20 protein-coding genes, 2 pseudogenes and 1 riboswitch are annotated in these 23,670 nt (G+C 42.6%); of the genes and pseudogenes, 4 read left to right on the top strand and 18 right to left on the bottom strand.

Features of this window, described 5'->3' with window-relative positions; all coding sequences use genetic code 11:
• Positions 1 to 10: 10 nt before the first annotated feature.
• The gene (locus tag JL57_RS24165) at positions 11 to 1,114 is read right to left on the bottom strand and encodes a TRAP transporter substrate-binding protein (protein WP_291300514.1); all 1,104 of its coding nucleotides are present in this window, start codon (positions 1,112 to 1,114) and stop codon (positions 11 to 13) included.
• 626 nt (positions 1,115 to 1,740) lie between these two features.
• Here JL57_RS24165 and JL57_RS36610 point away from each other — a divergent pair.
• The 3 genes from JL57_RS36610 (at position 1,741) to metA (ending at position 4,945) form a co-directional block, all read left to right on the top strand.
• Positions 1,741 to 2,196: a helix-turn-helix domain-containing protein gene (locus JL57_RS36610; protein WP_366557085.1), complete on the top strand. Its 456-nt coding sequence runs from the start codon at positions 1,741 to 1,743 to the stop codon at positions 2,194 to 2,196.
• A gap of 127 nt (positions 2,197 to 2,323) precedes the next feature.
• Positions 2,324 to 2,430: riboswitch (SAM riboswitch) on the top strand.
• Between the two features lie 136 nt (positions 2,431 to 2,566).
• Positions 2,567 to 3,859, top strand: a complete 1,293-nt coding sequence (locus tag JL57_RS24160) for a homocysteine synthase (RefSeq protein WP_034144484.1) — start codon at positions 2,567 to 2,569, stop codon at positions 3,857 to 3,859.
• A 162-nt stretch (positions 3,860 to 4,021) separates the two neighbouring features.
• A complete protein-coding gene (metA, locus tag JL57_RS24155) occupies positions 4,022 to 4,945 on the top strand; it encodes a homoserine O-succinyltransferase (protein ID WP_034144483.1) in 924 nt (307 codons plus the stop codon).
• A 538-nt stretch (positions 4,946 to 5,483) separates the two neighbouring features.
• On the opposite strand, the pseudogene JL57_RS35425 reads toward metA, so the two are convergent.
• The 8 genes and pseudogenes from JL57_RS35425 to JL57_RS35420 form a co-directional block, all read right to left on the bottom strand.
• Positions 5,484 to 5,588 (bottom strand): annotated as a pseudogene (locus tag JL57_RS35425) (formate--tetrahydrofolate ligase); the annotation flags it as partial.
• 42 nt (positions 5,589 to 5,630) lie between these two features.
• Positions 5,631 to 7,043: a sigma-54-dependent Fis family transcriptional regulator gene (locus JL57_RS24150; RefSeq protein ID WP_291300513.1), complete on the bottom strand. Its 1,413-nt coding sequence runs from the start codon at positions 7,041 to 7,043 to the stop codon at positions 5,631 to 5,633.
• Between the two features lie 217 nt (positions 7,044 to 7,260).
• Positions 7,261 to 7,698 (bottom strand): MaoC/PaaZ C-terminal domain-containing protein, encoded by a 438-nt coding sequence (locus JL57_RS24145; RefSeq protein ID WP_045691464.1) that lies wholly within the window; start codon positions 7,696 to 7,698, stop codon positions 7,261 to 7,263.
• A gap of 15 nt (positions 7,699 to 7,713) precedes the next feature.
• On the bottom strand, positions 7,714 to 8,493 hold the full coding sequence (locus JL57_RS24140) for an enoyl-CoA hydratase/isomerase family protein (protein ID WP_034144482.1): 780 nt from the start codon (positions 8,491 to 8,493) through the stop codon (positions 7,714 to 7,716).
• A gap of 24 nt (positions 8,494 to 8,517) precedes the next feature.
• Entirely contained in the window at positions 8,518 to 8,925 is a 408-nt protein-coding gene (locus tag JL57_RS24135; RefSeq protein ID WP_291300512.1) for a MaoC family dehydratase N-terminal domain-containing protein, read from the bottom strand.
• A gap of 439 nt (positions 8,926 to 9,364) precedes the next feature.
• On the bottom strand, positions 9,365 to 10,216 hold the full coding sequence (locus JL57_RS24130; protein ID WP_034144481.1) for a 3-hydroxyacyl-CoA dehydrogenase family protein: 852 nt from the start codon (positions 10,214 to 10,216) through the stop codon (positions 9,365 to 9,367).
• Between the two features lie 57 nt (positions 10,217 to 10,273).
• On the bottom strand, positions 10,274 to 11,458 hold the full coding sequence (locus tag JL57_RS24125; RefSeq protein ID WP_034144480.1) for an acetyl-CoA C-acetyltransferase: 1,185 nt from the start codon (positions 11,456 to 11,458) through the stop codon (positions 10,274 to 10,276).
• A gap of 285 nt (positions 11,459 to 11,743) precedes the next feature.
• On the bottom strand, positions 11,744 to 11,941 hold the full coding sequence (locus tag JL57_RS35420) for a hypothetical protein (protein ID WP_291300511.1): 198 nt from the start codon (positions 11,939 to 11,941) through the stop codon (positions 11,744 to 11,746).
• A 352-nt stretch (positions 11,942 to 12,293) separates the two neighbouring features.
• Here JL57_RS35420 and JL57_RS24120 point away from each other — a divergent pair, with 352 nt between their 5' ends.
• Complete coding sequence (locus JL57_RS24120) at positions 12,294 to 13,628, top strand: acetyl-CoA hydrolase/transferase family protein (RefSeq protein WP_291300510.1); 1,335 nt, start codon at positions 12,294 to 12,296, stop codon at positions 13,626 to 13,628.
• Positions 13,629 to 13,853: 225 nt separating this feature from the next.
• Here the strand turns inward: JL57_RS24120 and JL57_RS24115 are convergent, their stop codons facing one another.
• The 9 genes and pseudogenes from JL57_RS24115 to JL57_RS35415 form a co-directional block, all read right to left on the bottom strand.
• Positions 13,854 to 15,167, bottom strand: coding sequence for a TRAP transporter large permease subunit (locus JL57_RS24115; RefSeq protein WP_034144479.1), 1,314 nt, complete (start codon positions 15,165 to 15,167; stop codon positions 13,854 to 13,856).
• On the bottom strand, positions 15,167 to 15,667 hold the full coding sequence (locus JL57_RS24110; RefSeq protein WP_034144478.1) for a TRAP transporter small permease subunit: 501 nt from the start codon (positions 15,665 to 15,667) through the stop codon (positions 15,167 to 15,169). Before JL57_RS24110 ends, JL57_RS24115 begins: the two co-directional genes overlap by 1 nt.
• 78 nt (positions 15,668 to 15,745) lie before the next feature.
• A complete protein-coding gene (gene dctP / locus JL57_RS24105; protein ID WP_034144477.1) occupies positions 15,746 to 16,846 on the bottom strand; it encodes a TRAP transporter substrate-binding protein DctP in 1,101 nt (366 codons plus the stop codon).
• Positions 16,847 to 17,284: 438 nt separating this feature from the next.
• Positions 17,285 to 17,851: an SDR family oxidoreductase gene (locus JL57_RS24100; protein WP_291300509.1), complete on the bottom strand. Its 567-nt coding sequence runs from the start codon at positions 17,849 to 17,851 to the stop codon at positions 17,285 to 17,287.
• Between the two features lie 14 nt (positions 17,852 to 17,865).
• Positions 17,866 to 18,111, bottom strand: coding sequence for an SDR family NAD(P)-dependent oxidoreductase (locus tag JL57_RS24095; RefSeq protein WP_034144476.1), 246 nt, complete (start codon positions 18,109 to 18,111; stop codon positions 17,866 to 17,868).
• Positions 18,112 to 18,178: 67 nt separating this feature from the next.
• Complete coding sequence (locus JL57_RS24090; RefSeq protein WP_034144475.1) at positions 18,179 to 19,234, bottom strand: zinc-binding dehydrogenase; 1,056 nt, start codon at positions 19,232 to 19,234, stop codon at positions 18,179 to 18,181.
• 136 nt (positions 19,235 to 19,370) lie between these two features.
• On the bottom strand, positions 19,371 to 20,891 hold the full coding sequence (locus JL57_RS24085; protein ID WP_034144474.1) for a 4-hydroxyphenylacetate 3-hydroxylase family protein: 1,521 nt from the start codon (positions 20,889 to 20,891) through the stop codon (positions 19,371 to 19,373).
• Positions 20,892 to 21,496: 605 nt separating this feature from the next.
• Entirely contained in the window at positions 21,497 to 23,017 is a 1,521-nt protein-coding gene (locus JL57_RS24080; RefSeq protein WP_034144473.1) for a 4-hydroxyphenylacetate 3-hydroxylase family protein, read from the bottom strand.
• Positions 23,018 to 23,526: 509 nt separating this feature from the next.
• Positions 23,527 to 23,670: pseudogene (locus tag JL57_RS35415) on the bottom strand (DUF3102 domain-containing protein); the annotation flags it as partial.

The following is a 23,670-nucleotide window of genomic DNA, read 5'->3' as shown; positions in this document are numbered from 1 at the left end:
TGTGCTAATTTTATTTATAGAATTCACTATTATATTTCTTGGTTAATTCTGATATTTTACCCATGACCGCTTTCCCGTCAATGCTTTTCTTGTTCAATACCTCAGCATACTGGCCCTGTAACGGCTTGAGTTTCTCATTCCAACGTGCACTTTCTTCAGCAGAGAGCGTAATCAATTGATTGCCCTTGGTAACGGCAAAATCAAGACCGAGTTGATTTTCTCCCTTTGCTCCATCTTTTCCATCCCACATTGTTGAAGCAGTCGCAAATACTTCCTCGTTCACTTTAGTAATAGCATCTTGAATCTCTTTGGGGAAGGAATCCCATACCTTTTTATTCATAGTGGCATAATGAACAGTATTATACAACATATCGACTCCTGAGGTGACGTATTTGGTAACTTCTCCTAATTTAAAAGCCCTAAGTGTTTCAGCAGGCAGCAAGGCGCCATCTACAACACCTTTAGACATTGAATCATATGTCTCGGCTATGGTTAAGCCAACTGGAACCGCGCCCAAGGCTTTCAGCGTATCAACATTTGCACCGCTGGCTCGAATTTGCATGCCTTTCAGATCTTCCAGAGTTTTTACCGGTTTGATCGTCATCAGAACTCCAGGGGCAATGCCGTATGTGTACAAAAGATGGGTATCTTCAAGTTCTTTGGGTTTAAGTTCCTTCAAAAGATCACGGGCAACATAACTGGATGCTTTAGCGCCTTTGAACTGAAGTCCGCCCACATACATTGCATTAAATACTGGCAACCTGCCGATATTATAACCGGAGACATCGTGACCCACATCCGCAACGCCTGATGCAACGCCTTCATAAATATCACCGCTTTTTAATAAAGTTCCCGCTGGATAAATATCCACTTTTACCAAGCCGTTAGTGACTTCTTCAACTCTTTTCGCCCAGACGCCTGTCATATTTACGTTAATCGGGTGACCAGGCGGTATGAAATCGGCAAACTTTAATGTTACCGGCTTCATCGTTTCCTTAGTTGGAGTATCCTTAGCTGGAGTATCCCCACTTACTTTAGTCCCGCCGCATCCGGCAAGCAGAACCAGCCCAAAAACTAACGCTACTAATAAAATAATATTTTTCCTTAGTTTCAAAACAATTCCTCCTCTAATTTGAATGTTTATTTGCATAGATCTGTATTAATCTTTTGGGGTGTTTCAAGTAAAAAAATATTAGTTACTCTCCCTATCACCTTCAGGTTCATTTTGTCTGAAATGATTTCCCCCTTATCCAAAGATGTAAAATGTCTTGTTCCCTGAAATTTGCCTGAAGCATCACCCCCTATTTAATGCTTACAATCCTTGCTGATTGGCGTCTTCTAGTTGTTTTCCGTTTGTGCAAATTATAATTAATGATATATGTAATAATATTATACTTAATAGTATAGTGACAAAAAACAATTATTTTACCTTTACTAATAAAATGTTATTCATCACCCTTCCCATAACTGCCCAAGGAAATTGACATCTACCAGGCTTGCATTCAAAATTGCTATATTCCTAATGTCGCGGCCACATTTATTGAATTTACCTTTAAAAAACAAATTATTAATCAGTTGGTTTCTATAATTTTTCAGCTTCAATTATGTCGTGTAAAAATTCACATATTAAAATTTGATTTAATTTAATTTAATTAGTTTATTCTGAATATTTTTAATATCAATATAAATCAGTATAATTTGATATTTATTCTGTGTCAACTATTTTATTAATATGTTTTAATAAAATTCTGTAATGATAGCAGAGTTACCCAATTCGGTCCGAATCCGCCAATACGCTCCACTGTTGAAATAGGAAAAGCCCTTAAGAAACAGGGACAAGTCATTTCCCTTGAACAATTCAGTGCTCCTGTCCTGCTTTTTGGTGCCTTAAACCCAACAGATTTATATAGCTTTGCCTCCAGTCAAATAGGATCTCTTTTAGCCTATGATAAAACCCATAATTCCCAACTTCTTACCACATTACAAGAATTTCTTAACCTCCGTGGTAATCTTGAGGGAACCGCAAGAATCCTTAATTTGTCAGTAAGCGGTTTTAAATATCGGTTACTACGTATTGAAGCGATTACCGGGCAGGATCTTAAGGACCCTCAAGCCTGTTTTAATTTGCAATTAGCCTTAAATATTCTCCAGTTAGTCGGGGAGGAGCTAATCTATCAAAACCATAATTCAAAGTGATTTTTTAATACTAAATAGCTTTCCAACCCCTTAAATTATATAACACAAATTGGCAATCGCTATCTGTTGACACAGGCGCCGATTTGATTTATAGTATCAATATCCTCAACAACTAAATATTGAATTTCTCTTATCAAGAGTGGCGGAGGGACTGGCCCAATGATGCCCGGCAACCGATAGTGCAAGCTATGAGGTGCTAATTCCAACAGAACCATAGGTTCTGAGAGATGAGAGTAGCGTGTTAAATATCATAACGGCCGCTTCTCTTGAAGTGGGTCGTTTTTTATTTACCAACCACCTCAATAGTCCTCTCTCAATTCAAACGATCCCTGTATGATCCCACAAACCAAAAAAACTAGGAGGAATTATCATGACTGAAAAGCGACAACTAGGTATTGAAACAATTTCCTTACACGGAGGGCAAAGCCCAGATTCAGCAACCAATTCGCGTGCCGTTCCTATCTACCAGACCTCCTCCTTCGTCTTCAACGACACTGATCATGCTGCTAATTTATTTGCCTTAAAAGAACCTGGCAATATTTACACTCGAATTATGAATCCTACTCAAGACGTCTTTGAACAACGCATTGCACTTCTTGAAGGGGGAGTTGGAGCGCTTGCAACTGCATCCGGCCAAGCAGCTATTACCTACGCACTTTTAAACATCGTCCAAGCAGGGGATGAAATTGTCGCCTCCAGTTCCCTTTACGGAGGCACTTACACCTTATTCGCCTACACATTTGCTAAACTTGGAATCAAAGTTCACTTTGTAGACGTCGACAAACCAGAAGAATTCCGCTCAAAAATCACAGATAAGACAAAAGCCTTGTATACTGAAACCATCGGAAATCCGCTCATCAATGTTGCCGATCTAGAAACGATTGCTCAAATTGCTCATGAAAACGGCCTTCCCCTGATCGTAGACAATACCTTTGCCTCACCCTACTTGTGCCGTCCAATCGAGCACGGAGCGGACATTGTGGTGCATTCTGCCACCAAATTTATAGGTGGCCATGGTACTTCGATAGGAGGAGTCATTGTCGACTCTGGGAAATTCGACTGGAACAACGGTAAGTTCCTAGGACTCAGTCAACCAGATCCGAGCTACCACGGCATAATTTTTACAGAAGCCTGTGGTAATGCTGCTTATATTATCAAAGCGAGAGTATCCCTTTTGCGCGACACTGGTGCAGCCCTTTCCCCTTTTAACTCCTTTTTGTTCTTACAAGGATTAGAAACGCTTCCCTTACGCATGGAACGCCATGTTGCCAATGCTCAAAAAGTTGCAGAATTCCTTGACCAGCACGACTTAGTGACTTGGGTTAACTATCCAGGGCTTGCCAAGAGTCCTTATCACACCCTCGCTAAAAAATATTTACCCCTGGGATCTGGAGCAATCTTCACCTTTGGTCTTAAAGGTGGTCTCAACGAAGGCAAAAAGTTCATTAACAGTCTCCAACTGTTTTCTCATTTGGCAAACGTGGGGGATGCCAAATCCTTAGTCATTCATCCGGCCAGTACCACCCATCAACAACTCGATGAGGCTTCACAACGCCTTGCAGGGGTATCCCCTGATATGATTCGTCTTTCCATCGGAATAGAAACCATTGATGATCTCCTATATGATCTGGATCAAGCTCTTCAGGCAAGTCAAGGCGCTTAAGGAGCTAAGAAGCTAAGAAACTTAAACTTGAGTAACCTTGCGCAATATCTGTTCACACAGTCTTGGCAGCAAAAAAAATGGGAGAATCGATGTGCGCTAGTTGGATCTCGAATATCGGACTTCGTGCATCGAACCTCAACCTCGAAAAGGGAGTTTAGATACATGCCTATCAAAATACCTGAAAATTTACCTGCTTTAGAGATTTTAAATCAGGAAAACATCTTTGTGATGGGAGAAGAACGCGCCTTTCACCAAGATATCCGTCCCTTAAAAATTGTGATACTCAACCTCATGCCTCGCAAGGAAACAACCGAAATACAACTCTTGAGATTGCTCGGAAATTCCCCTTTGCAAGTTGAAATTGTGCTTTTGCGTATTGATTCTCATGTTTCTAAAAATACTGCGCAGGAACATTTAGATTCCTTTTACAAAAGCTTTAGTGAGGTCAAAGGGCAAAAATTCGATGGCATGATCATCACTGGGGCACCAGTAGAGCATCTGGAATTTGAGGAAGTCTCCTACTGGGAAGAATTTAAAACTATCATGGAATGGACAAAAACTCATGTAACCTCCACCTTCCATATCTGCTGGGGGGCTCAGGCAGGGCTGTATCACCATTATGGAATTCCAAAATACCCTCTCTCTGAGAAGATGTTTGGAATCTTTAAGCACAATGTGAACAAGCGCAGCTTAAACGGCATGCAACTGCTGCGCGGTTTTGACGATGAATTCTTCGTCCCCCACTCTCGCCATACGGAAGTCAAGCGCAGCGACCTTGAAACACACCCCGAATTAGAGATTTTATCGGAGTCTGATGAAGCGGGGCTTTACATTGTGGTTTCTAAAGACGGACGACAAGTGTTCGTAACGGGGCATTCGGAGTACGATACGTTAACTTTGAAAGAGGAATACGATCGGGACATCGCCAAAGGGCTTGCCATTGCACTTCCGAAAGGCTATTTTCCTAATGATGACCCTACTAAAACGCCAATCCATAATTGGCGCTCTCATACAAGCTTGCTATTTCAAAACTGGTTAAATTACTTTGTCTATCAGGAGACTCCTTATGATTTAGGAGCCCGCTAACTTAATCGATTCAAGTGAACTCAACCCAAAAGAAAGCTACCGATACAGCATACTATCGGTAGCTTTCTAGTATTTACGCTATCCTAATCCTCGCTAAATTGGACGTAATAGTTCTTGTAATATAAGGGAAAGCTAATTTTAGGGCTTCTCTATACGGAGTCGCTTCCAAAATTGGTGCCACGGCCATTTTTCCAATCAAACCCAAAGATGCAATTGCTACCTTTATATCTCACCTTGTGTTTGGAACGACGAAAATTACTATCGCAGCTAATTTAGGAGACAGCCGTTTATTCAAGCCAGATAATTTGACGTTAGAAATTGATGAACCGCAAAGTTTATTTTCTAAAACTAAAGAGAAAAACAGTATTTTACAAACGCTCAAATTTTTAACAAAGAACAACCTAGCGCGGTATGATGAAGACTCTCGTAGGTTCGAATCCCACTCTTCACCAGTTACATAGAGCATAAGCAAGGGATTCTCGCCTTATAGGTAAGAATCCTTGCATTCTTTGCCGCACAGGAAAAAGAACATACGCCATGCCATGCAGATCGGTAAATTGCCATATCCCATCTCCACATATTTCATGATGGAAGCTTGGGCTGCTTTATCAAAGTTAACGCCATCCGCGCCATAAATCGACTTCTCTCCATGTTAGAAAATTCACTACCTCAGCTAAACCGTAAATTAGTCTTCGGCTTGGCCTTCTATATCATACCTGCGTAGTTTTTCATAGAAGGCGCGACGCGAAATACCTAATTCTCTAATAGCTGTGCTACGGTTGTTATTGCTGTTCGCCAAAGCCGCAACCATTAAGTCTCGTTCAACTTTGGCTACAGCTTCTTTTAAATCATAAGGCCTTTCTTGGATCTGTTGACATTCAATATTGATCGGACGCAAATAATCCGGGAGATGCTGGCCTTCAATTTGCGTTCCGCTTCGAACAATACTGGCGTGTTCCAATACATTTTGTAATTCTCTAACATTGCCGGGCCAGTCATGAGCCTTCAGAATCCTTATCACTTGTGGAGAAAGGGTTAACTCTTGGTTTACTTCCTCCAAATATTGAGCAAGGAACTTTTTGGCAAGAGTAAGGAGATCATCCATACGTTCACGTAACGGCAATAGGTATAGCGGCACAATATTAAGTCGATAATACAAATCACGACGGAAAGTCCCTTCGTCCATCATCTTTTCCAAATTACGGTTTGTTGCCGTAATCACTCTTATATTCAGACTTATGGTCTTGGTGCCTCCAACCCGTTCTAATTCTCTTTCCTGTAGTACTCTCAACAGCTTAGCCTGCATATTAATGCTCATATCACCGATTTCATCCAAAAAAATGGTACCACCGTGAGCCAGTTCAAATTTCCCTAGCTTGCCACCCTTTTTTGCCCCAGTAAAAGCCCCATCCTCAAACCCGAACAACTCGCTTTCCAGCAAAGCCTCAGGTATAGCCGCACAGTTAACTTTAATCAAAGGTTTATCCTTCCGCCGGCTGGAATTATGAATGGCCCTGGCTAAAACTTCCTTACCGACTCCGCTTTCACCCAAGATTAGTACTGTACTATCAGTTCGAGCCACTTTTGCCGCTAACCCCAAGGTTTCCCTCAAACGACTGTTCTGCCCTACATATTCTTTAAAGGACAAAGGCAACTGCGTCTGCTGATTTAACTGATCCTGCAAATAGTCAGCTACTCCCTTAGTCTGTTGTAATTCCCTGCTCAACTCTACAACTTTAGTTATGTTATTGAAAATTGCAACACAGCCTACGACCTGGTCCCCTTCAAAAAGCGGAAACGAACGTCCAATTACATCAATACCGACTGAGGAAAGATTGTCCCGCTCGTTACTGGCTTTTCCTGAGCGCAATACTTTGATAGCCAGACATTCTGGCTCGATCAAATCTAGCCTGCGCCCCAAGACCTTCTGAACCGGTACTCCTAAAATCTTAGCGTAAGACTCATTGGCATAAACAATCGTGGTATCTGAATCAAGAACCATTACAACGTCTTCAATGTTATCGAGGATCTTAAATAAAAGCCCTTGATCCCATTGCTTGATAACATCTGTAGTTATAGCGTAAGATCCGATGCTCATCCTTTTTCCCCCAATATGTTGTATGTTGTATATTTTGTATACATCATATCAGAAAAAACCAGTCAAACCTCCTTTAATCTCCGAAAGGGATAAATTGACCGTTGAACGGTAGTAACAAGGTTTTTAACAGGGTACAGTCGCTGCACGCATCCGATGCTCGAGGCTCAATGCTCGATGTCCGAAGCACAAAGTAGAATGATTTAATGCACAATGTTAATTATGCATTAATATTATTTCCTCTAAAGCTATCCTTGGTCTTAAACGAGACCTCTGCTGATCCCGTCAATACTTCTTCTCCGTTAGCTTTAGTCACAATAAGGTCACATTTTACGGCATCAGACAGAGCATCTTTAATATAGCCAGAAAAAACTATCCGTTCTCCAACTCGAACCATATTTTTAAACCGGACTTCAAAACTCTTAAGGGTTCCTTCTTCACTTATCCAGTCTGTCAGCATGGCTCCAAGTTGAGCCATAGTCAACATCCCGTGAGCTATTATACCGTCAAATCCTGCTTTTCGGGCAAATGCCTCGTCTAAGTGAATAGGATTAAAATCACCTGAAGCCTCTGCATACTGCCGTAATTGCAGGTCGGTTGGCCACCATTCTCTACTGGGGAGCGAGTCGTTAACCTGATAATCCCAAAGGTGTTTCATCTTTCCTACAGATACCTACCTTCCCTGAAAGTTTGGCTTACGCTTTTCCATAAAAGCCTTCATACCTTCTTTTTGATCCTCGGTGGCGAACAAAATACTGAAGCATCTTTGCTCATACTGCAGTCCTGCTTCCAAGTCCATGTGCAGCCCCTCATTGACGCAAGACTTTGCCATACGTAAAGCAACAGCCCCCTGACTCGCAAAGCGTTTAGCCATTTTTCTGGCTTCCTCGAAAAGTTCTTCAGCGGGAACTACTTTATTGACCAGGCCAATACGAAATGCCTCCTCAGCGCTGATAAAGTCACCGCTAAAAAGTAACTCTTTGGCTCTGCCTGCTCCGACGAGTCTTGGCAAACGCTGGGTTCCTCCGATTCCAGGCAAAATACCTAGTTTAATTTCCGGCAAGCCAAACTTGGCAGAGTCAGCGGCAAGACGTACATCTGCAACTAAGGCTAATTCACATCCACCGCCCAGAGCATAACCTGCAACCGCTGCAATTACCGGTTTGGGCATATTTTCGATAGCGTTAAAAGCACGGTGTGCAGGTTGGTCATCTGTAGCAAAATCAACCGTAGTTGCTGTAGCCATTTGATCGATATCTGCTCCGGCTGCAAACACTTTGTCGCCTCCTGTGATAATGACTACCCGTACAGAATCATTCATGCCCAGTTCCAAAGCGGCTTCGCCTAATTCCCTAATAACCTGACTGTTTAAGGCATTTAACACCTTAGGCCGATTAAGGGTAATTGTTCCAATTCCGTCGTTGATTTGTACTAGGATCGTTTCGTATGGCATTTATCTAATCTCCTTATTTTAGATTTAAATTTCATCCCTATGATCAGAGAAGATCACTGTTGAACTCATTGAAAAAACCTGTTCCCCCGCATGATTGCACCCCGTAGTCTCAACTATAACAAACGTCATTTTGCCAACCTTACCGGACCGTTCAAAAACATCCTTGATCCGACGAGTATAGACTATATTGTCACCGATTGAAACCGATTGAAAATAAACGAATTTTTGTTCACCATGAATTGTTCCGGGTTGAAATAGATCAACCCCTTCAATACTACCTTTCATAAAGGTTCCAAAGAAAGTTGGAGGCACCCGGTTTTCAAAGGGAATACCCACCGTTTCGGCGAACCTGCGAACTACATCTGCCTCGATCTTTACTCTAACTGGTTTGCTTTCCCGACCAATTAAATCTTTGCCAATTATTTTTACCACCTCCCCTTTTGATATTACATACTAAAAAGCATCTTCAGGAATGTCTATTGCTGAGCTGTCCTCCTCTTTAATTACCCTTACTGTTGCCATAACGTCTGGAACAATATTTCTAACATAAAAACGTGCGCTGAAAATTTAAAAAATCTTTTCTCCTTCCAGCCATTCCTTAATGATAAATTTGTGATCCAGGTTATGATAAATAAAGTGGCTAGACAAATTTAACTCCACCTTCTTCCTCAACATCAGAGAAAATTAAACACTTGTAGCGGCTGTTACTTACTTAACTTTCAATAATCGTGCCAACAATAACTATACATAAAAATCCCTCAGGCAAACGTTAAAAAGCCCTGGGGGATTTTAAACTTTGTATAGCTTTGATACAAACAAGCAGGTGCCACTTAGCAAGTATGTATACTAATGATACACACAGTATCTAATCTTAATACTTATAGAAACCTTCTCCGCTCTTCCGACCATGTTTACCTGCTCTGCACATTTGTTTGATTATCTGCGGTGCAGCGTACTGGCTGTCGCTGAATTCATCAGCAAAGTATTCCATAACATGATAGGCAAGATCAATTCCACCAAAATCCAACAGTTCAAACATGCCCATGGGATAGTTGAGTCCAAGCTTTACAGCGGTATCAATGTCTTCAACGGATGCAACTCCTTCCTGCAGGAGGCGGGCAGCCTCAATCAGCTGGGGCATCAAAATCCGATTAGCTATGAATCCTGGGGAATCCTTTTTGACCTCAACCGTTGTCTTGCCGAAAGCGCGGGCTAAATCAGTTGCTTCTGCTATCGTTTCGTCCGAACTCTGCGTTCCACGGATGATTTCCACTAACCGCATAATCTGAGCTGGATTAAAAAAGTGCATACCGCAGACTTTGTCAGGGCGGCCTGAAGCAGTTGCAATTTCCGTGATCGACATGGAAGAAGTATTAGTAGCAAAGATGACCTCAGGCCCGCACACCTTGTTCAGGGTCTGAAACACCTCCTTCTTTAGATCCATCTTCTCTAAAACTACCTCGATTATGAAATCAGCAGCCGCCATATCCTCCAGCGCAGTCGTCTTTTTAAGCCTACCTAAAGTTACCTGTCGTACCTCCTCGGTCATCTTCCCTTTTTCAACAGAGCGCGCCATGAACTTATCCATATTAGCTACGGCACGATCAATAAACGTCATGTCGATATCCCGTAGGATTACATCATATCCTGCCATAGCGGCTATATGAGCAATACCTGTTCCCATAGTTCCAGCGCCAACAACTCCAATTGTGCGAATGTTCATCGTGGATCCTCCTTAAAATTGGTTCTTTTCTCCATCACAACGGCAGATTTAATATTCTTAATCAAGATATTGTTCTACAATTATAGCACTAGCCGGACCGCCGCCACCGCAAAGAGAAGCACACCCAAACCGGACACCGCGACGTCGCATTTCATTGAGCATTGTAACGATCAACCGAGCCCCAGTGCAACTGACTGGATGGCCTAAGGAAATACCTGAACCATTAGCATTAACTTTATCCATGTCCAGGTTTAGTTCTCGGTTAACGGCTAAAAATTGAGACGCAAATGCTTCATTGATCTCCCAGTAGCCAATATCATCGATCTTGAGATTCGCAAACTTCAAGACGCGCTTTACTGCTGGGACGACTCCAATCCCCATAATTTTTGGATCTACAGCCGCTGAAGCAGAGGCAACTATACGTGCCAACGGTTTACATCCAAGTTCCTTGGCCTTGTCCAACGACATGAGAATCAAGGCGGATGCGGCGTCATTCAAGCCGGACGCATTTCCAGCAGTAACGGTTCCCTCTTTATCAAAAGCTGGTTTTAATTTTGCCAAACCTGCTAGGGTTGTGTCAGGCTTGGGATGTTCATCCGTATCAACCCAAATGGATCCCTTCTTAGTTTTTATCTCAACCGGGATGATCTCGTCTTTAAACTTGTTGTCCTTGATTGCCTGACAGGCCCTTTGGTGGCTAAGCAGAGCTAATTCATCCTGTTCCTCGCGAGTAATTTTATACATTTTTGCAAGATTTTCCGCAGTGACTCCCATGTGGTAGTTGTTAAAGGCGTCGATCAATCCGTCGTTAAACATGGCATCAACAATCTGAGCAGATCCCATGCGATATCCATTTCGCGCCCCAGGTAAAAGATAGGGTATACTTGACATACTCTCCGGCCCAACAGCTGCCCCGATATCCGCCTTACCTAATATAATTTCCTGAGATAAAATTTCTGTAGCCCTCATAGAAGATACGCATAGCTGATTAACTGTAACTGCTACTGTCTCAACTGAGCAACCTGTTCCTAACGCGACCTGTCGGGCTGTGTTGGGTTTGCAGCCAGCCTGATTGGAGTGCCCGGCTACTACCTCTTCGATTTGGCCTGGTTCTATCTTAGCTTTGTTCAACGCAGCTTTAAGTGCTATTATCCCTAATTCGACGGCCGAAACGTTTTTCAAAGAACCTAAAAAATCGCCGATGGGGGTACGCATGCCACTGACGATAACAACTTCACGCAAACAAATCTCTCCTTTTCATATATCCTAACTTCGCCAGTCTTGTTTATTAATGACCAAACTGTTTTCATGATATGATAAGTCCTACCAGCAAAACCGAGGTTTGCCGTCTTTTCCCCAAACCTCCTCATTTTCTAAGTTTTCTGACGGTTTTGATTAAACCAATACCCTAAAGCCTTTTCAAATAACCTCTAATATAGAATTCTATTGCAAAAATTGTGCCGGACCGCACTAGATAATACTGAGCTCACGCCAAACCTACTCAAGAAATACATCTTTAACCCGTTTTCATCCTTTACTGGTACTGATATTGATATAAAACGAACCTACCCACTTACTGCGCATGTATACTAATGATACACCCACCGCCTTGGGCGTCAAAACTAAGAAAGTAACATCATCCATTCCCGGGTGGCCGCCACATTCAAATCCTACAATGATTACGGCGTCGACCCCTGCCTGTTCTGCCTTTTTGGCAAAACGCACAGCAGGAACTTTGTGGAAAAGTTGGACTAATCTACAAATGTATACTTCGTACACAGACGGAAAAGTAAAAATGTTTACTTTAGATACAAAACAAGGTCTGTATGCTCACTATCGCTTCTAATATTTGATCACGTTTCCCAACCTTAATCCATAATCGTCTACTATTATTAAATAAAATCGGAATTATCTTATTTTTTTATTATTTAGAAATATTGGTGCATTGGTATGGATCTTGCAACATTTATCACTACTTACCCTAAATAACGATAAAGGAAGGGCGGGATGAGGAATTGATGAGATGTTACTTGATTGTTGCTTATACAATGCCGCATATGACTGAGGAGGTTATATTTTGAACTCAAAGTTTCAAGAAGAATACAAACGGAAGTTTATGTCGCTGGAAGATGCGGCTAAATTGATACAATCCGGGGACAAGATTGTGTCAAATCAATGTGCCAGCGAACCGGTTGGTTTACTAAATGCAATCGGTAAACGGGCTATGGCGAAAGAATTTGATGATGTTGAGCACATAGGGTTTGGGCCAACGTTATCGACAGATTGGATAAAACCCGAAGTTTATCCCCACTTTAGGATAAGTACAACGTTCATTTTAACTCCTCCAGTGAGAAAAGCTGTAAATAATGGGTATGCTGATTTTATTCCAGAACATTTGCATAATGTCCCTAATACTTTAACCAATTACCTGCTTAAAGACCTTCCTCCAGGAAAGGCCAAGGTAATATCCAGTGTTACCCCCATGGACAAGCACGGGTATTTCTGTACAGCCACTGCTCCTTTCTATTTTCACGAACCTGCGCGGATGGAGAATACGATGGTAATCCTGGAAGTTAACGAGAATCAACCCCGGGTATTTGGTGATAACTTCATACACATATCGCAGGTTGATTATATTGTTGAAAATAACCAACCGTTATTTACGAATCCAGCGGTGACAGAGAGCACGGCTGAGGATATTGCCATTGCCAATCTATTGCTAGAAATGATTGAGGATGGGTCTACTATACAGTTGGGAATTGGAGGGATGCCTAATTTACTAGGTAAGCTCCTGGCAAATAAACATGATTTAGGAGCCCATACGGAGATGCTGGGAGATGCATATAAATATCTATGGGAATTAGGCGTCTTAAACGGGAAAAAGAAAACACTAAAACCTGAGAAAATATGTGCTTGTTTTGCTATGGGGTCAGTCGAAACGTATCAGTGGATGCACGAGAATCCTGCGGTGGAGATGCGCAGACAAGCTTGGACCAATGATCCATATATAATAGGACAGAATAATAAAATGGTCTCAATAAATCAGGCTCTTTCAGTAGATCTTACTGGTCAGGTGTGTTCTGAAAGCATTGGCCCGATTATGTATAGCGGTACCGGTGGCCAGATGGATTTCACTCTAGGATCACAGCTTTCACCCGGGGGGAAAGGCTTTTTATGCCTTAAATCAACAGCCGTTACAAAGAATGGACGGATTTCAAAAATTGTTCCGTTGTTAAATCACGGCTCAGCGATTACTACTCCACGTCAGGAAGTTAATCACATCGTAACTGAATATGGGGTTGCTCAACTTAGAGGAAAGAATATAAAACAGCGTGCTCAAGAGTTAATTAGTATTGCTCATCCCGATTTTAGAGCCGAACTTCGCGAAGAGGCAAAAAGACTTAATTTGTAACGGTAGTAATCTAGTTCATTTTAACTCCTAAATTTACACTCCTCTTGGCATAATTGGGCCCCCTTTACCCATAGGTATATTTTATACCTATGGGTAAAGGGGGCCCAAGCTGATTCGTTCGATATATTCTAGTATCCTCCAACTATTTCAGCCCAGTTATATCTTCCATTTGTTAAAAAATATCAATGGGCAAAGATGCCTCGCCCGTAAATGACATTCTCAATCTCATTCAAATAACCGATTTGGAAGCCACATAATTATCTCAGGAAATATCACAAATAGTATTACGCATACTATCATAATTAGGACGAAGGGGAAGACCGACTTGTATATATCTCCCATCGTTACATCTTCTGGGACAATTCTTTTCATATAGAATAGACTGAAACCAAAAGGGGGGGTCAAGTATCCAAGCTGCATATTGACAATGAAAAGAACACCGAACCAAACCGGGTCAAACCCTAACGTTTTTATAAGAGGGACAAAAATCGGAACAGTAAGCATTATGATTGCACCAGGATCCAGAAACATACCCAGGATAAATAAGAGAAACATTATTCCTATCAAAATAAGATAAGGTGATAGTGGTAGTAAAGCTATCGACTCTTGTACAAGCTGTATTGCTCCTGTAGATGCATAAAGGGAAGTAAAGGCAGCGCTCCCAAGGATAATCCATACGACCATTCCAGAGAGTTGTAAAGTTTGGTAGCAAGTCTCTTTGATAACTGACCAAGTAAGTTTATGATTAATCGCAGCGCATAGGACACTGCCCAAACTACCGATGGCGGCAGCTTCCGTAGGAGTAGCAACACCCAAAAAAATCGAACCTAAAACTCCAAAAACAAGAAGCAAGGGGAGAATCAATCCGCGTAAAGCTACGAGCTTTTCCCTCATAGAAACTTTCTCTTCAAGTGGGATAGCTGGAGCTAGTTGAGGTTGCAAGAAGGCTTTTATAGCTATATAGGCCATGAATAGAAAGGACATCACTAAACCAGCAACGACCCCTCCGGCGAACAGCCGACCTACAGACTCCGACCCAAAAACCCCATAGATAATCATTAATACACTAGGAGGAATAAGTACTCCCAAAGTTCCCCCTGCACAAATACAACCAATAGCCAAATGTTTGTTGTAACCGCGTTTAAGCATAGCTGGAAGGGCTATAACCCCCATTGATATGGTAGCTGCAGCACTTGTTCCGGTCAAAGCTGCAAATATGGTGCAGACTACAACAGTCCCAATCGCTAAGCCTCCTCTAACGCCGCCCAACCATTTATACATTAACTCATAGGCATCTTCGGCTATGCCTGAGCGCTGGAGAATTACTCCCATAAAGATGAACAAAGGTATAGCAATAATAACAAAATTTTCCATTACTCCATAGGCGTTACCGGCAATAGCAGCTAAGGATCTGGGACCCAACAGGAAATAGGAAAATATAGTAGCAAGTCCTCCCATGATGAAAGCTAGCGGCAATCCTGAAATAAGAAGTACAATAAGCAAAGCAAACAAAAGAAGTGAAACGAAACCAACGCTCATTATCTCTCTTCCCCCTTAACTAAAGTGGTGACGTCTCGGGCGAATTTAGCAATCCCCTGAAGGAGTAGGAGAAAAGCCCCTATGGGCAGCATAATTTTTATCGGATAGAGAGGCGGACCCCATATGCTTGAAGAATGTTCCATAATTCTTATAGAGTACAAAGCCCTTTCCCCTCCTTTAAAGATTAGCGCTACGCAAAAGGCAGCGAAAACCCCAAACGTAATTATGTCTATAAAAGCTTGTTGCCTTCTGGAGAGACGATTGTAAACCAAATCCATATTTACATGTCCTTTGATCGATAAAATGTAGGCCGCACCAAGTACAATGTAGGTGCCAAACAACATGCCCGAAGCTTCATGGACCCAAATAGTGGGGGCATTTAATACATATCTTGCTATTACTTCATAACCAATTATTAGGTTCAGCACAATTATTAATAAAGAAATGAATTTTCCTGAACACTCACTAACAAGATCAATGTAATGCAAAATTATTCTCAATTGTGCACCTCCGTTATTAACTAATGTTAATATCGAGGGGAGCGGTGGATACACCCCTCCCCCCGACTAATCAACTTCTTACCAGGACAACTCACCAAATTTTGGTGAGACGTTTTTGGCATCTAATCTTTCCTTGTGAAATTCCTTAAGCATGGTTATTACTTTTGCGTTAACTGGGTTTTTTGCTGCTATTTTATCCCATACTGTTGACGAAATTTCCTGCGCTTTTGCTTGATCTTCTTCAGATAATGTGTTCACCGTAACGCCAAATTTATCAACCATACTATCAAGCGCTCTACTGTACATAGCCCGAGTTTGCTCTTCAGTTGCCCTACTACCATTTATAACAGCTGCTTCAATGGCCTTTCTTTGTCCAGGAGTGAACTTATTCCACACATCTAAGTTAAAATATATACTGTTCCATGCTCCCTGTATTGGATCAGGCAGCATGTAATTTTTTAAGACCTCCGGAAACTTCATCTCATACATTGGCCCTGCGTCACCCCAACTAACTCCATCTATGACACCAGTAGACAAGGCTGTGTATAGCTCAGACCCTGGTATACTAACAACTGAGCTTCCAGCCGCGGTCTCAAACATACTCATTCCGCCAATAGACCTTAATTTCATCCCTTTTAAATCAGCAAACTGTTTAACCGGTTTTTTAGTCATTAAGCCGACGTTATAAGTTTCAACGGGAATTACGTAAATTTTTTGCTTAGCATATTCTTGCCGCAGTATATCCAGAAATCCTCTTTGCCACATGAAAATCCAGGCTTCATGTAAATTTTTATAGCCGTAGGGTAAACCTGAGGCGATTTCGCTTACTGGTATTACACCTGCAAATAGGCCTTCTGGAAGCAATGCCATATCAAGTCCTCCTGAAGTTAAGCCATTAAGCATTTCTGGCACCGGCATCAGTACCCCTGCAGAGTACGGCGTGATCTTGACTGTCCCATTAGTCTCTTTCTCTATTAGTTTAATAGTAGGACCCAGAGTACGCTCTAACTGTTCCCCAGAGAGGTGAGATTGCAATTTCAGATTAACTACCGGAGCAGAAGCTTCAATTGTTGACGTAGGATTAGAGTTTTGGGATACTGTTGGTTTTTGTGCCATGCAGCCAACCAGGCTCATAGCTAATAACAATACTAACGAAATTGACAACACTTTTTTCTTCATTCTAAATTCTCCTTTTTTTAAGGGATTTATCTTTCCATTACAGAATTTCTAAACCTGTAGCCATATATAATTCTTTGGCCTATTATGTTTCTCCCCCTCCAAAGATTACCTTCCTGCAAATTCAGGCATTCTCCATCCTTTAATCACCTCAATTGCACCGCGGCCTTTGATCATATAAGGAATTACGCTTTCCTGAGCAAAAATGGACTGGTCATGTTTACTTCAATAATTCCCCTCCTCAATTTGAATTATTTTAAGAATAATCACATTATTCATTGTCATTGCAATAATTATGCCAAATATTCTAAGATAAAAATAGTTTCCTAAAGACGTATTTATGTACCTGCGTACTTATCCGAATGTATATATTGAATACATATTAATCGTTGCAGCTGTCTACAAAGAATACAACCCCAAATGGTATTGATCTCTAGTATTTCAACTTGAGGTGCAAAGTAACTGTCCTCCATCGACAACTAAAGTGTGTCCTGTCATAAAAGAAGATGCCGACGATGCCAACAGTAAGGCAGCGCCATCTATATCCTCCACCTCACCGACTCGGGGAATAGGATGACTTTCAACCATCTCCGACCCTTTCGTCCCTTCCCAAAGAACCTGACTAAACTTTGTTCTGATTAGACCGGGAGCAAGGGCATTTACCCTTATACCATCAGCTCCCCACTCTCTTGCTAAGCTGCGGGTAAGGTGTATTAGACCAGCTTTAGAAACGTTATAGGCATTTACACCCGTGGAGGCAATAAATCCCCCTACCGAAGCAACATTGATAATCACACCTCCATGAGTCTTCATCCACGCCTGGTAAACTAATTGTGAAAGAAAAAGAGCTGACTTTAAATTGACCTCAATAACTTTATCCCACGCCTGTTCAGTTAAATCAGCTAAAGGTCCATAACCGGGATTTCCACCTGCGTTATTAACCAGGATATCTATCTGTCCTGCCCAATCCATGGTCGCCTCAACTAATTTTTTTCTATCTTCAGGCACTAATACATTAGCTACTATTTTCCTAAAACATTTTGCTCGTTTTTAAGGTAGGGGGACACACCACTTTCAGGGAGTGTCTCCAATGATCTGATTCTTTCCACTGATTCATTTACCCCTTCAGGCTTACGGCTGCAGATAACCACCTTAGCCCCCGCCATTAAGTAAACACCAGCAATTTCCTCCCCAATACCCCGACTTGCGCCAGTAATTATAGCAACCTTTCCTGCCAACGAAAACATAGAATCTATGGATTTAGCCACTTTCACAATCCCTCCTCTGTCAAAGAACTTCTCTCTCTTTTCTATCTGATCGTCCTACAGCAAATATTTATGGGTTAAGGACTACCTTTATGGCCCCATCCAGTCTCTTTTCAAAAAGTTCATACCCTTTCGAGGCCTCTGTCAGAGGAAAACGGTGAGTAATTAAGGGAGTAAGATCCAGTTTGCCGGCCTGAATTAGGCTTATCAATCTCTTAGTATGAATGAAATTGCCAAGTCCAGTTTGAATCGTAATATTCTTTAATAAAAGCTTATGGAACGGCACTTCCACTGGTTTTGAAATAACTCCTATGATGGACACTGTTCCACCGATAGCTACTGTATCAAAGCAGTTAGCTAAGGATACTGGGCTGCCAACAGCTTCAACGACCAAGTCCACTCCCCATCCATCAGTAAAGTCCTTTATGGCCGCAACAGGATCCACCCTTGAAACATTAACCACCTTATCCGCTCCCAAACGGGTTGCCATGTCCAAACGATAGTCCTCTCTGTCCAAGGCAATCACTTGAGATGCACCGAAAAGACGCGCTACTGCTACCGCGCACAGTCCTACAGGTCCAGCTCCGAAAATGGCAACTACACTCCCCGGTTGAATTCCCTTTCCATCCGGGTTTACCCCCACTACACCAGTGTACGCTGTGGCAAGGATATCCCCGACGAAGAGCACCTGCTCATCAGTCAGGTCATCTGGTATCTTTTCCAAGGTTTCATCTGCATACAATACACGAGCGAATTCAGCCTGAACCCCCTGGAGGTTACCCATCTTAGGCCCGCATCCATAAGCGCCTCCGTTTTCACAGGCAGATATAAGTCTGCTACGACAAGCACGACACTGCCCGCAATTGACCGCCGCCATGCTTACCACCCTGTCGCCAGGCTTAACCTTGGTTACAGCTGAACCTACTTCTTCCACAACACCAACGAATTCATGACCTATAACCGTTCCCGGTTCCACCCTCAATAAACCATGCAGGATGTGCAAGTCACTGCCACAAATACTGGTCGTGGTAACCCGTACAATGGCATCCTCAGGTCCCTGGATTTCAGGTCTTGGCACATCATCCACCCGAATATCACCTAAACCCCGGTAAACTAGAGCTTTCATAATTTTCCTCCTTGGGTGCCAACTTAAGCTACGCTTTAACGTTTTTCCTTAACTCTGTCTTTAGAGTCTTACCGCTGACTGTTTTGGGCAATTGCTCAAGGATGATAATACTTTTCGGAACTTTGTATAGTACAACCTATTTTACTGAATTTTTAAATTTATCCAGCATCTTTCTTGGTGTCACAGTCTCCCTCTCATAGATGGGAAGTTCTTTATTAATTCCGGCCAGATACTTGGCGATATTCTTCAGACCTTCCAGATCGTACCGGGACATCATAGTAATGGTTTCCATCAATGGAGAGCCACCGCCGTGCATTCCTGCTACCATCTGTGCTCCGGAGAAATGCGAGCACAGCTGGTTCTCTACCATCCTGAAGCACCTATGTGTGTCTTCGGAGGAAATATTCGGGTTTCTCTTGATATACTTGTTCACGAGCGAGCCAGTTTCCTCAGAAAAGAACTCCGCTTCCATGGGCAGGGTGGCACTCAGCCCACCTGCTAGGTCGGCTAGGATACTATACTCATTGTAAATCTCTTGACCTGCTAACCGTCTTCCAGCATTGGTAAGAATTTCGTCTGGTACAAAGGAGCCGGATGGGAATTTTACACCGCGGTAGGCACTGGCCTGTCCTGCAGCAAACACTAGCTCTGCGGTACCGATGATGTGAGAAATCTTTTCCTTAACATGTTCAGCCTTTTGAATTCCATTGTATTCAGCCACGAGTGCCGCTTGACTGGCCAGAACTTCGGAAACAGCTGTTTTACAGCCTGTGTAGGAGTGTCTATGGAAGTGGGCGAACATCAGGGCCAAGTAGCCCGCATATTGTACAACCTCAGGATTCTCTCTGCCGTTCATGAATACTCTTTCGTTAGGTACAAACACATCGTCAAAAATGGTCATCGATTCGACATCACCCACTTCACCCATTGGCGCCGGCAAGTATTTGCGCTTGCTATGACCACCAGGTAGAGCTATTAGCTTAACACCTTCCCAGTCCGAGGGAATGGCGAAGGCGACAGCATAGTCAGCGTCCTTTACGCCCATCAAACGCGTCGGCAAAACGATGATTTCATCCGCATAAGGAGCTATTGAGTTACAGATCTTAGCCCCTCTGACAATGATGCCATCCGGCTTTACATCGACAATCTTTACATACTGATCGGGATCCGCCTGTTCATGCGGCCTCTTCATTCGGTCACCCTTGGTGTCGGTCTGAGCACAGTTGGCCACAAGGTCGTTAGCCTGGGAATACTCTAGGTATTTCAGAAATCTCTTGTTGTATACGGTGCCACAAGCCTCGTCCATATCATAGGTAACAACGGCAAGGGCATTGAGCGCATCATTTCCCATACATCTTTGGATACACCCGCCCACTCGGTGACACAGCAGTCTCGTCATCCGTTGTTTCTTCAACAAATCATCCATGCTTTGATGAATGTGGGTATACCGATTGATTTTTTCACCGGTAAGGTGAGATGTTGCAGTACATACCTCCTCATAAGCCGGGTTGTGGGCGCAGTCAAAAGTCTGTTTTATGACATATAGCCCGCCGTTAATCCAATCACCAGTTCTATCGACTTTTTTACCGTTGATATAAACGTTTGGTTTCATCTTCTTTAGGCGGTCGACATAGTTTTTATAAGTTCCTACTGGCATTTTTTATCCTCCTCGTATTAATTAGTTTTTCCAGTAAATTTGATAAGACCAAAATTTAAATTTTATCATATGATTTTGTAAATTCAGTGTATTGCAAAAAACATACCAACCACTACCAAAAGTAAAGAAAACTTGGCTGGCGCCCACGAAGACACTGTCTTCGCACGTATTAGCCTTCTTGCAGACACTGTCTTCGCACGTGTTAACTTAGCGGAGAAGCCATGGCGAAGGCGGCCGCCTTAGTTGCACTTATGCTTCCAGAAAGTATACAACTGAAAGTTATACTTTCTGACTAGTATAAAGTAAACTTGGCTGGTGCCAAGCCTTCTGATGAAGACAGATACCATAGTTACACTGATACGGACTGATTGTAATACTTTATGATTGTATAAAAGAATCCCCCGAATGGCCTAGAAAGCACGGGGGATAAAGTTATTTGTATATTTATAAGATAATTATACTTAATTCGTTCATTATAACTGTATACAATAGAGACACCATCAGTTTTAATCTTGAATTGCTTTCAGCTTAGTCTTCAATATTGAACGAATCACAATGTAATTAGAGAAGTATGCCAGCATCAAGAATGGGTATAGTACGTTCAATTACTTTTGAGACTTTTTGAATTTATCTAGCATCCGCCTTGGTGTGACGGTTGCCCGCTCGTATATGGGCAGGTCCGGATTGATCCCGGCAAGATACTTGGCAATATTCTTCAGGGCTTCGAGGTCGTACGCGCCCATCATCGCAATGGTTTCCATGATAGGAGAACCGCCGCCGTGCATTCCTGCTACCATCGTTGCTCCGGCAAAATGCGAACAAAGCTGGTTTTCAACCATCCGGAAGCAGCGGTGGGTGTCTTCAGCGGAAATATTCGGGTTTCTTATAATGTACTTGTTCACAAGCTCTGCTGTTTCTTCCGCGTAGAACTCCCCTTCGAGCGGCAGGGTGGCACTTAACCCTCCTGCCAGGTCAGCCAGGATGCTATATTCATTGTATATCTCTTGACCCGCCAACCGTCTGCCGGCATTGGTGAGAATTTCATCCGGCACGAAGGAGCCAGATGGAAATTTTACGCCGCGGTAGGCGCTGGCCTGTCCTGCAGCAAACACTAATTCTGCGGTTCCAATGATGTGAGAGATCTTTTCCTTAACGTGTTCTGCTTTTTCAATCCCGTTGTATTCGGCTACGAGCGCGGCCTGGCTGGCCAAAACTTCGGAAATGGCTGCTTTGCAGCCTGTATAGGAATGTCTGTGAAAGTGCGCGAACATCAAGGCTAGGTAGCCCGCATATTGAACAACATCAGGATTCTCTAAGCCATTCATGAAAACTCTTTCATTGGGCACGAATACATCGTCAAAGATGGTCATTGATTCAACATCACCGACTTCACCCATCGGTGCCAACAGATTTTTCCGTTTGCTATGCCCACCAGGCAAAGCCATCAGTTTGACACCCTCCCAGTCGGCGGGAATGGCAAAAGAAACGGCATACGCAGCGTCCTTAGCGCCCATGAAGCGAGTCGGGGTCACAATAATTTCATCCACATAGGGAGCATTAGAGTTACAGATCTTAGCCCCTCTGACAATGATGCCATCAGGTTTTACTTCTACAATCCTTAAATACTGATCGAGATCCTCCTGTTCATGCGGCCTCTTCATCCGGTGACCCTTGGTATCGGTTTGAGCACAGTTGCCGACAAGGTCGTTGGCTTGGGTATACTCTAAATATTTCAGGAATCTCTTATTGTATTCGGTGCCACAAGCCTCGTCCATGTCATAGGTAACTACTGCAAGTGCATTAAGGGCGTCAATTCCCATACATCTTTGGATACAGCCTCCTACTCTGTGGCAGAGTAGTCTGGTCATCCGTTGTTTTTTCAGCAAATCATCCATGTTTTGGTGAATATGGGTATATCGATTAATTTTTTCACCGGTCAGGTGAGATGTGGCTGTGCATAATTCCTCATAAGCCGGGTCGTGGGCGCAGTCAAAGGTCTGCTTCATAACATACAGCCCGCCATTGATCCAATCACCAGTTCTATCGACCTTCTCCCCGTTGATATAGACGTTTGGTTTCATTTTCTGAAGACGCTCGACATAATTTTCATAAGTACCTACTGGCATTTTGTATCCTCCTCAAATTATAGTCTCCTAAAATGGTTTTGACTAAAGTGAAACACTGAAGCCTTATTACATAACCTTTAATTTAAGTCTTATTGCAAAAATCATACCAAATACCTCCGAAGTGAAAAAAGCCCTCAGAATGGTATAAAGTTGCTGAGGAAAAAAGTGATTTGTATATAATTAATATCATTAAACTGAAATTGCTGGCTTCAGCTGTATACAATAGAGACACTCTCACTTCAGTTTGTGATTAATGTCACAAATTCATAAATCTCAACTGATACTTATAACCATGCAAGAAAACTCCTCAAATTATCCCCAAACGTGATATTCAAGCTTAATTAGAGCTTGCTAATTTATCGAAAAGTCAAGACTTTGCAAGGGTTTACGGGTAGTTTCTTAATTAATATGTGCATGAAAAAACAGCCTTTGGCGTCAAAAACCGTGTACATGGAGTTAAAATCAAATGTTGCACCGGTGCACCATTTGGCCTCTCTTCCCCGACGGGGGGAGTAACTCACTGATTTAGTCAGCCATTTGAGCCACTCCCCATGGGGTACCAGCTCTTTGGTTTCCGTCAAACGCCGTCCGATCCCAACGGCGTTGCCAAGCAGCATTTTGCTGCTTTGTTCCTTGATAAAGTTAACCTCGGA

Source organism: Desulfosporosinus sp. BICA1-9, assembly GCF_000802135.1.
The sequence above is the reverse complement of the archived record's forward strand: the minus strand, read 5'-3'. Positions and strand labels throughout refer to the sequence as shown.

What these genes read in the sequence shown, in the direction of transcription:
- JL57_RS24160 (WP_034144484.1), top strand. Translation starts at nt 2,567, where the DNA reads ATGACTGAAAAGCGACAACTAGGTATTGAAACAATTTCCTTACACGGA.
- metA (WP_034144483.1), top strand. Translation starts at nt 4,022, where the DNA reads ATGCCTATCAAAATACCTGAAAATTTACCTGCTTTAGAGATTTTAAAT.
- JL57_RS24150 (WP_291300513.1), bottom strand. Translation starts at nt 7,043, where the DNA reads ATGAGCATCGGATCTTACGCTATAACTACAGATGTTATCAAGCAATGG.
- JL57_RS24145 (WP_045691464.1), bottom strand. Translation starts at nt 7,698, where the DNA reads ATGAAACACCTTTGGGATTATCAGGTTAACGACTCGCTCCCCAGTAGA.
- JL57_RS24140 (WP_034144482.1), bottom strand. Translation starts at nt 8,493, where the DNA reads ATGCCATACGAAACGATCCTAGTACAAATCAACGACGGAATTGGAACA.
- JL57_RS24130 (WP_034144481.1), bottom strand. Translation starts at nt 10,216, where the DNA reads ATGAACATTCGCACAATTGGAGTTGTTGGCGCTGGAACTATGGGAACA.
- JL57_RS24115 (WP_034144479.1), bottom strand. Translation starts at nt 15,167, where the DNA reads ATGAGCGTTGGTTTCGTTTCACTTCTTTTGTTTGCTTTGCTTATTGTA.
- dctP (WP_034144477.1), bottom strand. Translation starts at nt 16,846, where the DNA reads ATGAAGAAAAAAGTGTTGTCAATTTCGTTAGTATTGTTATTAGCTATG.
- JL57_RS24090 (WP_034144475.1), bottom strand. Translation starts at nt 19,234, where the DNA reads ATGAAAGCTCTAGTTTACCGGGGTTTAGGTGATATTCGGGTGGATGAT.
- JL57_RS24085 (WP_034144474.1), bottom strand. Translation starts at nt 20,891, where the DNA reads ATGCCAGTAGGAACTTATAAAAACTATGTCGACCGCCTAAAGAAGATG.
- JL57_RS24080 (WP_034144473.1), bottom strand. Translation starts at nt 23,017, where the DNA reads ATGCCAGTAGGTACTTATGAAAATTATGTCGAGCGTCTTCAGAAAATG.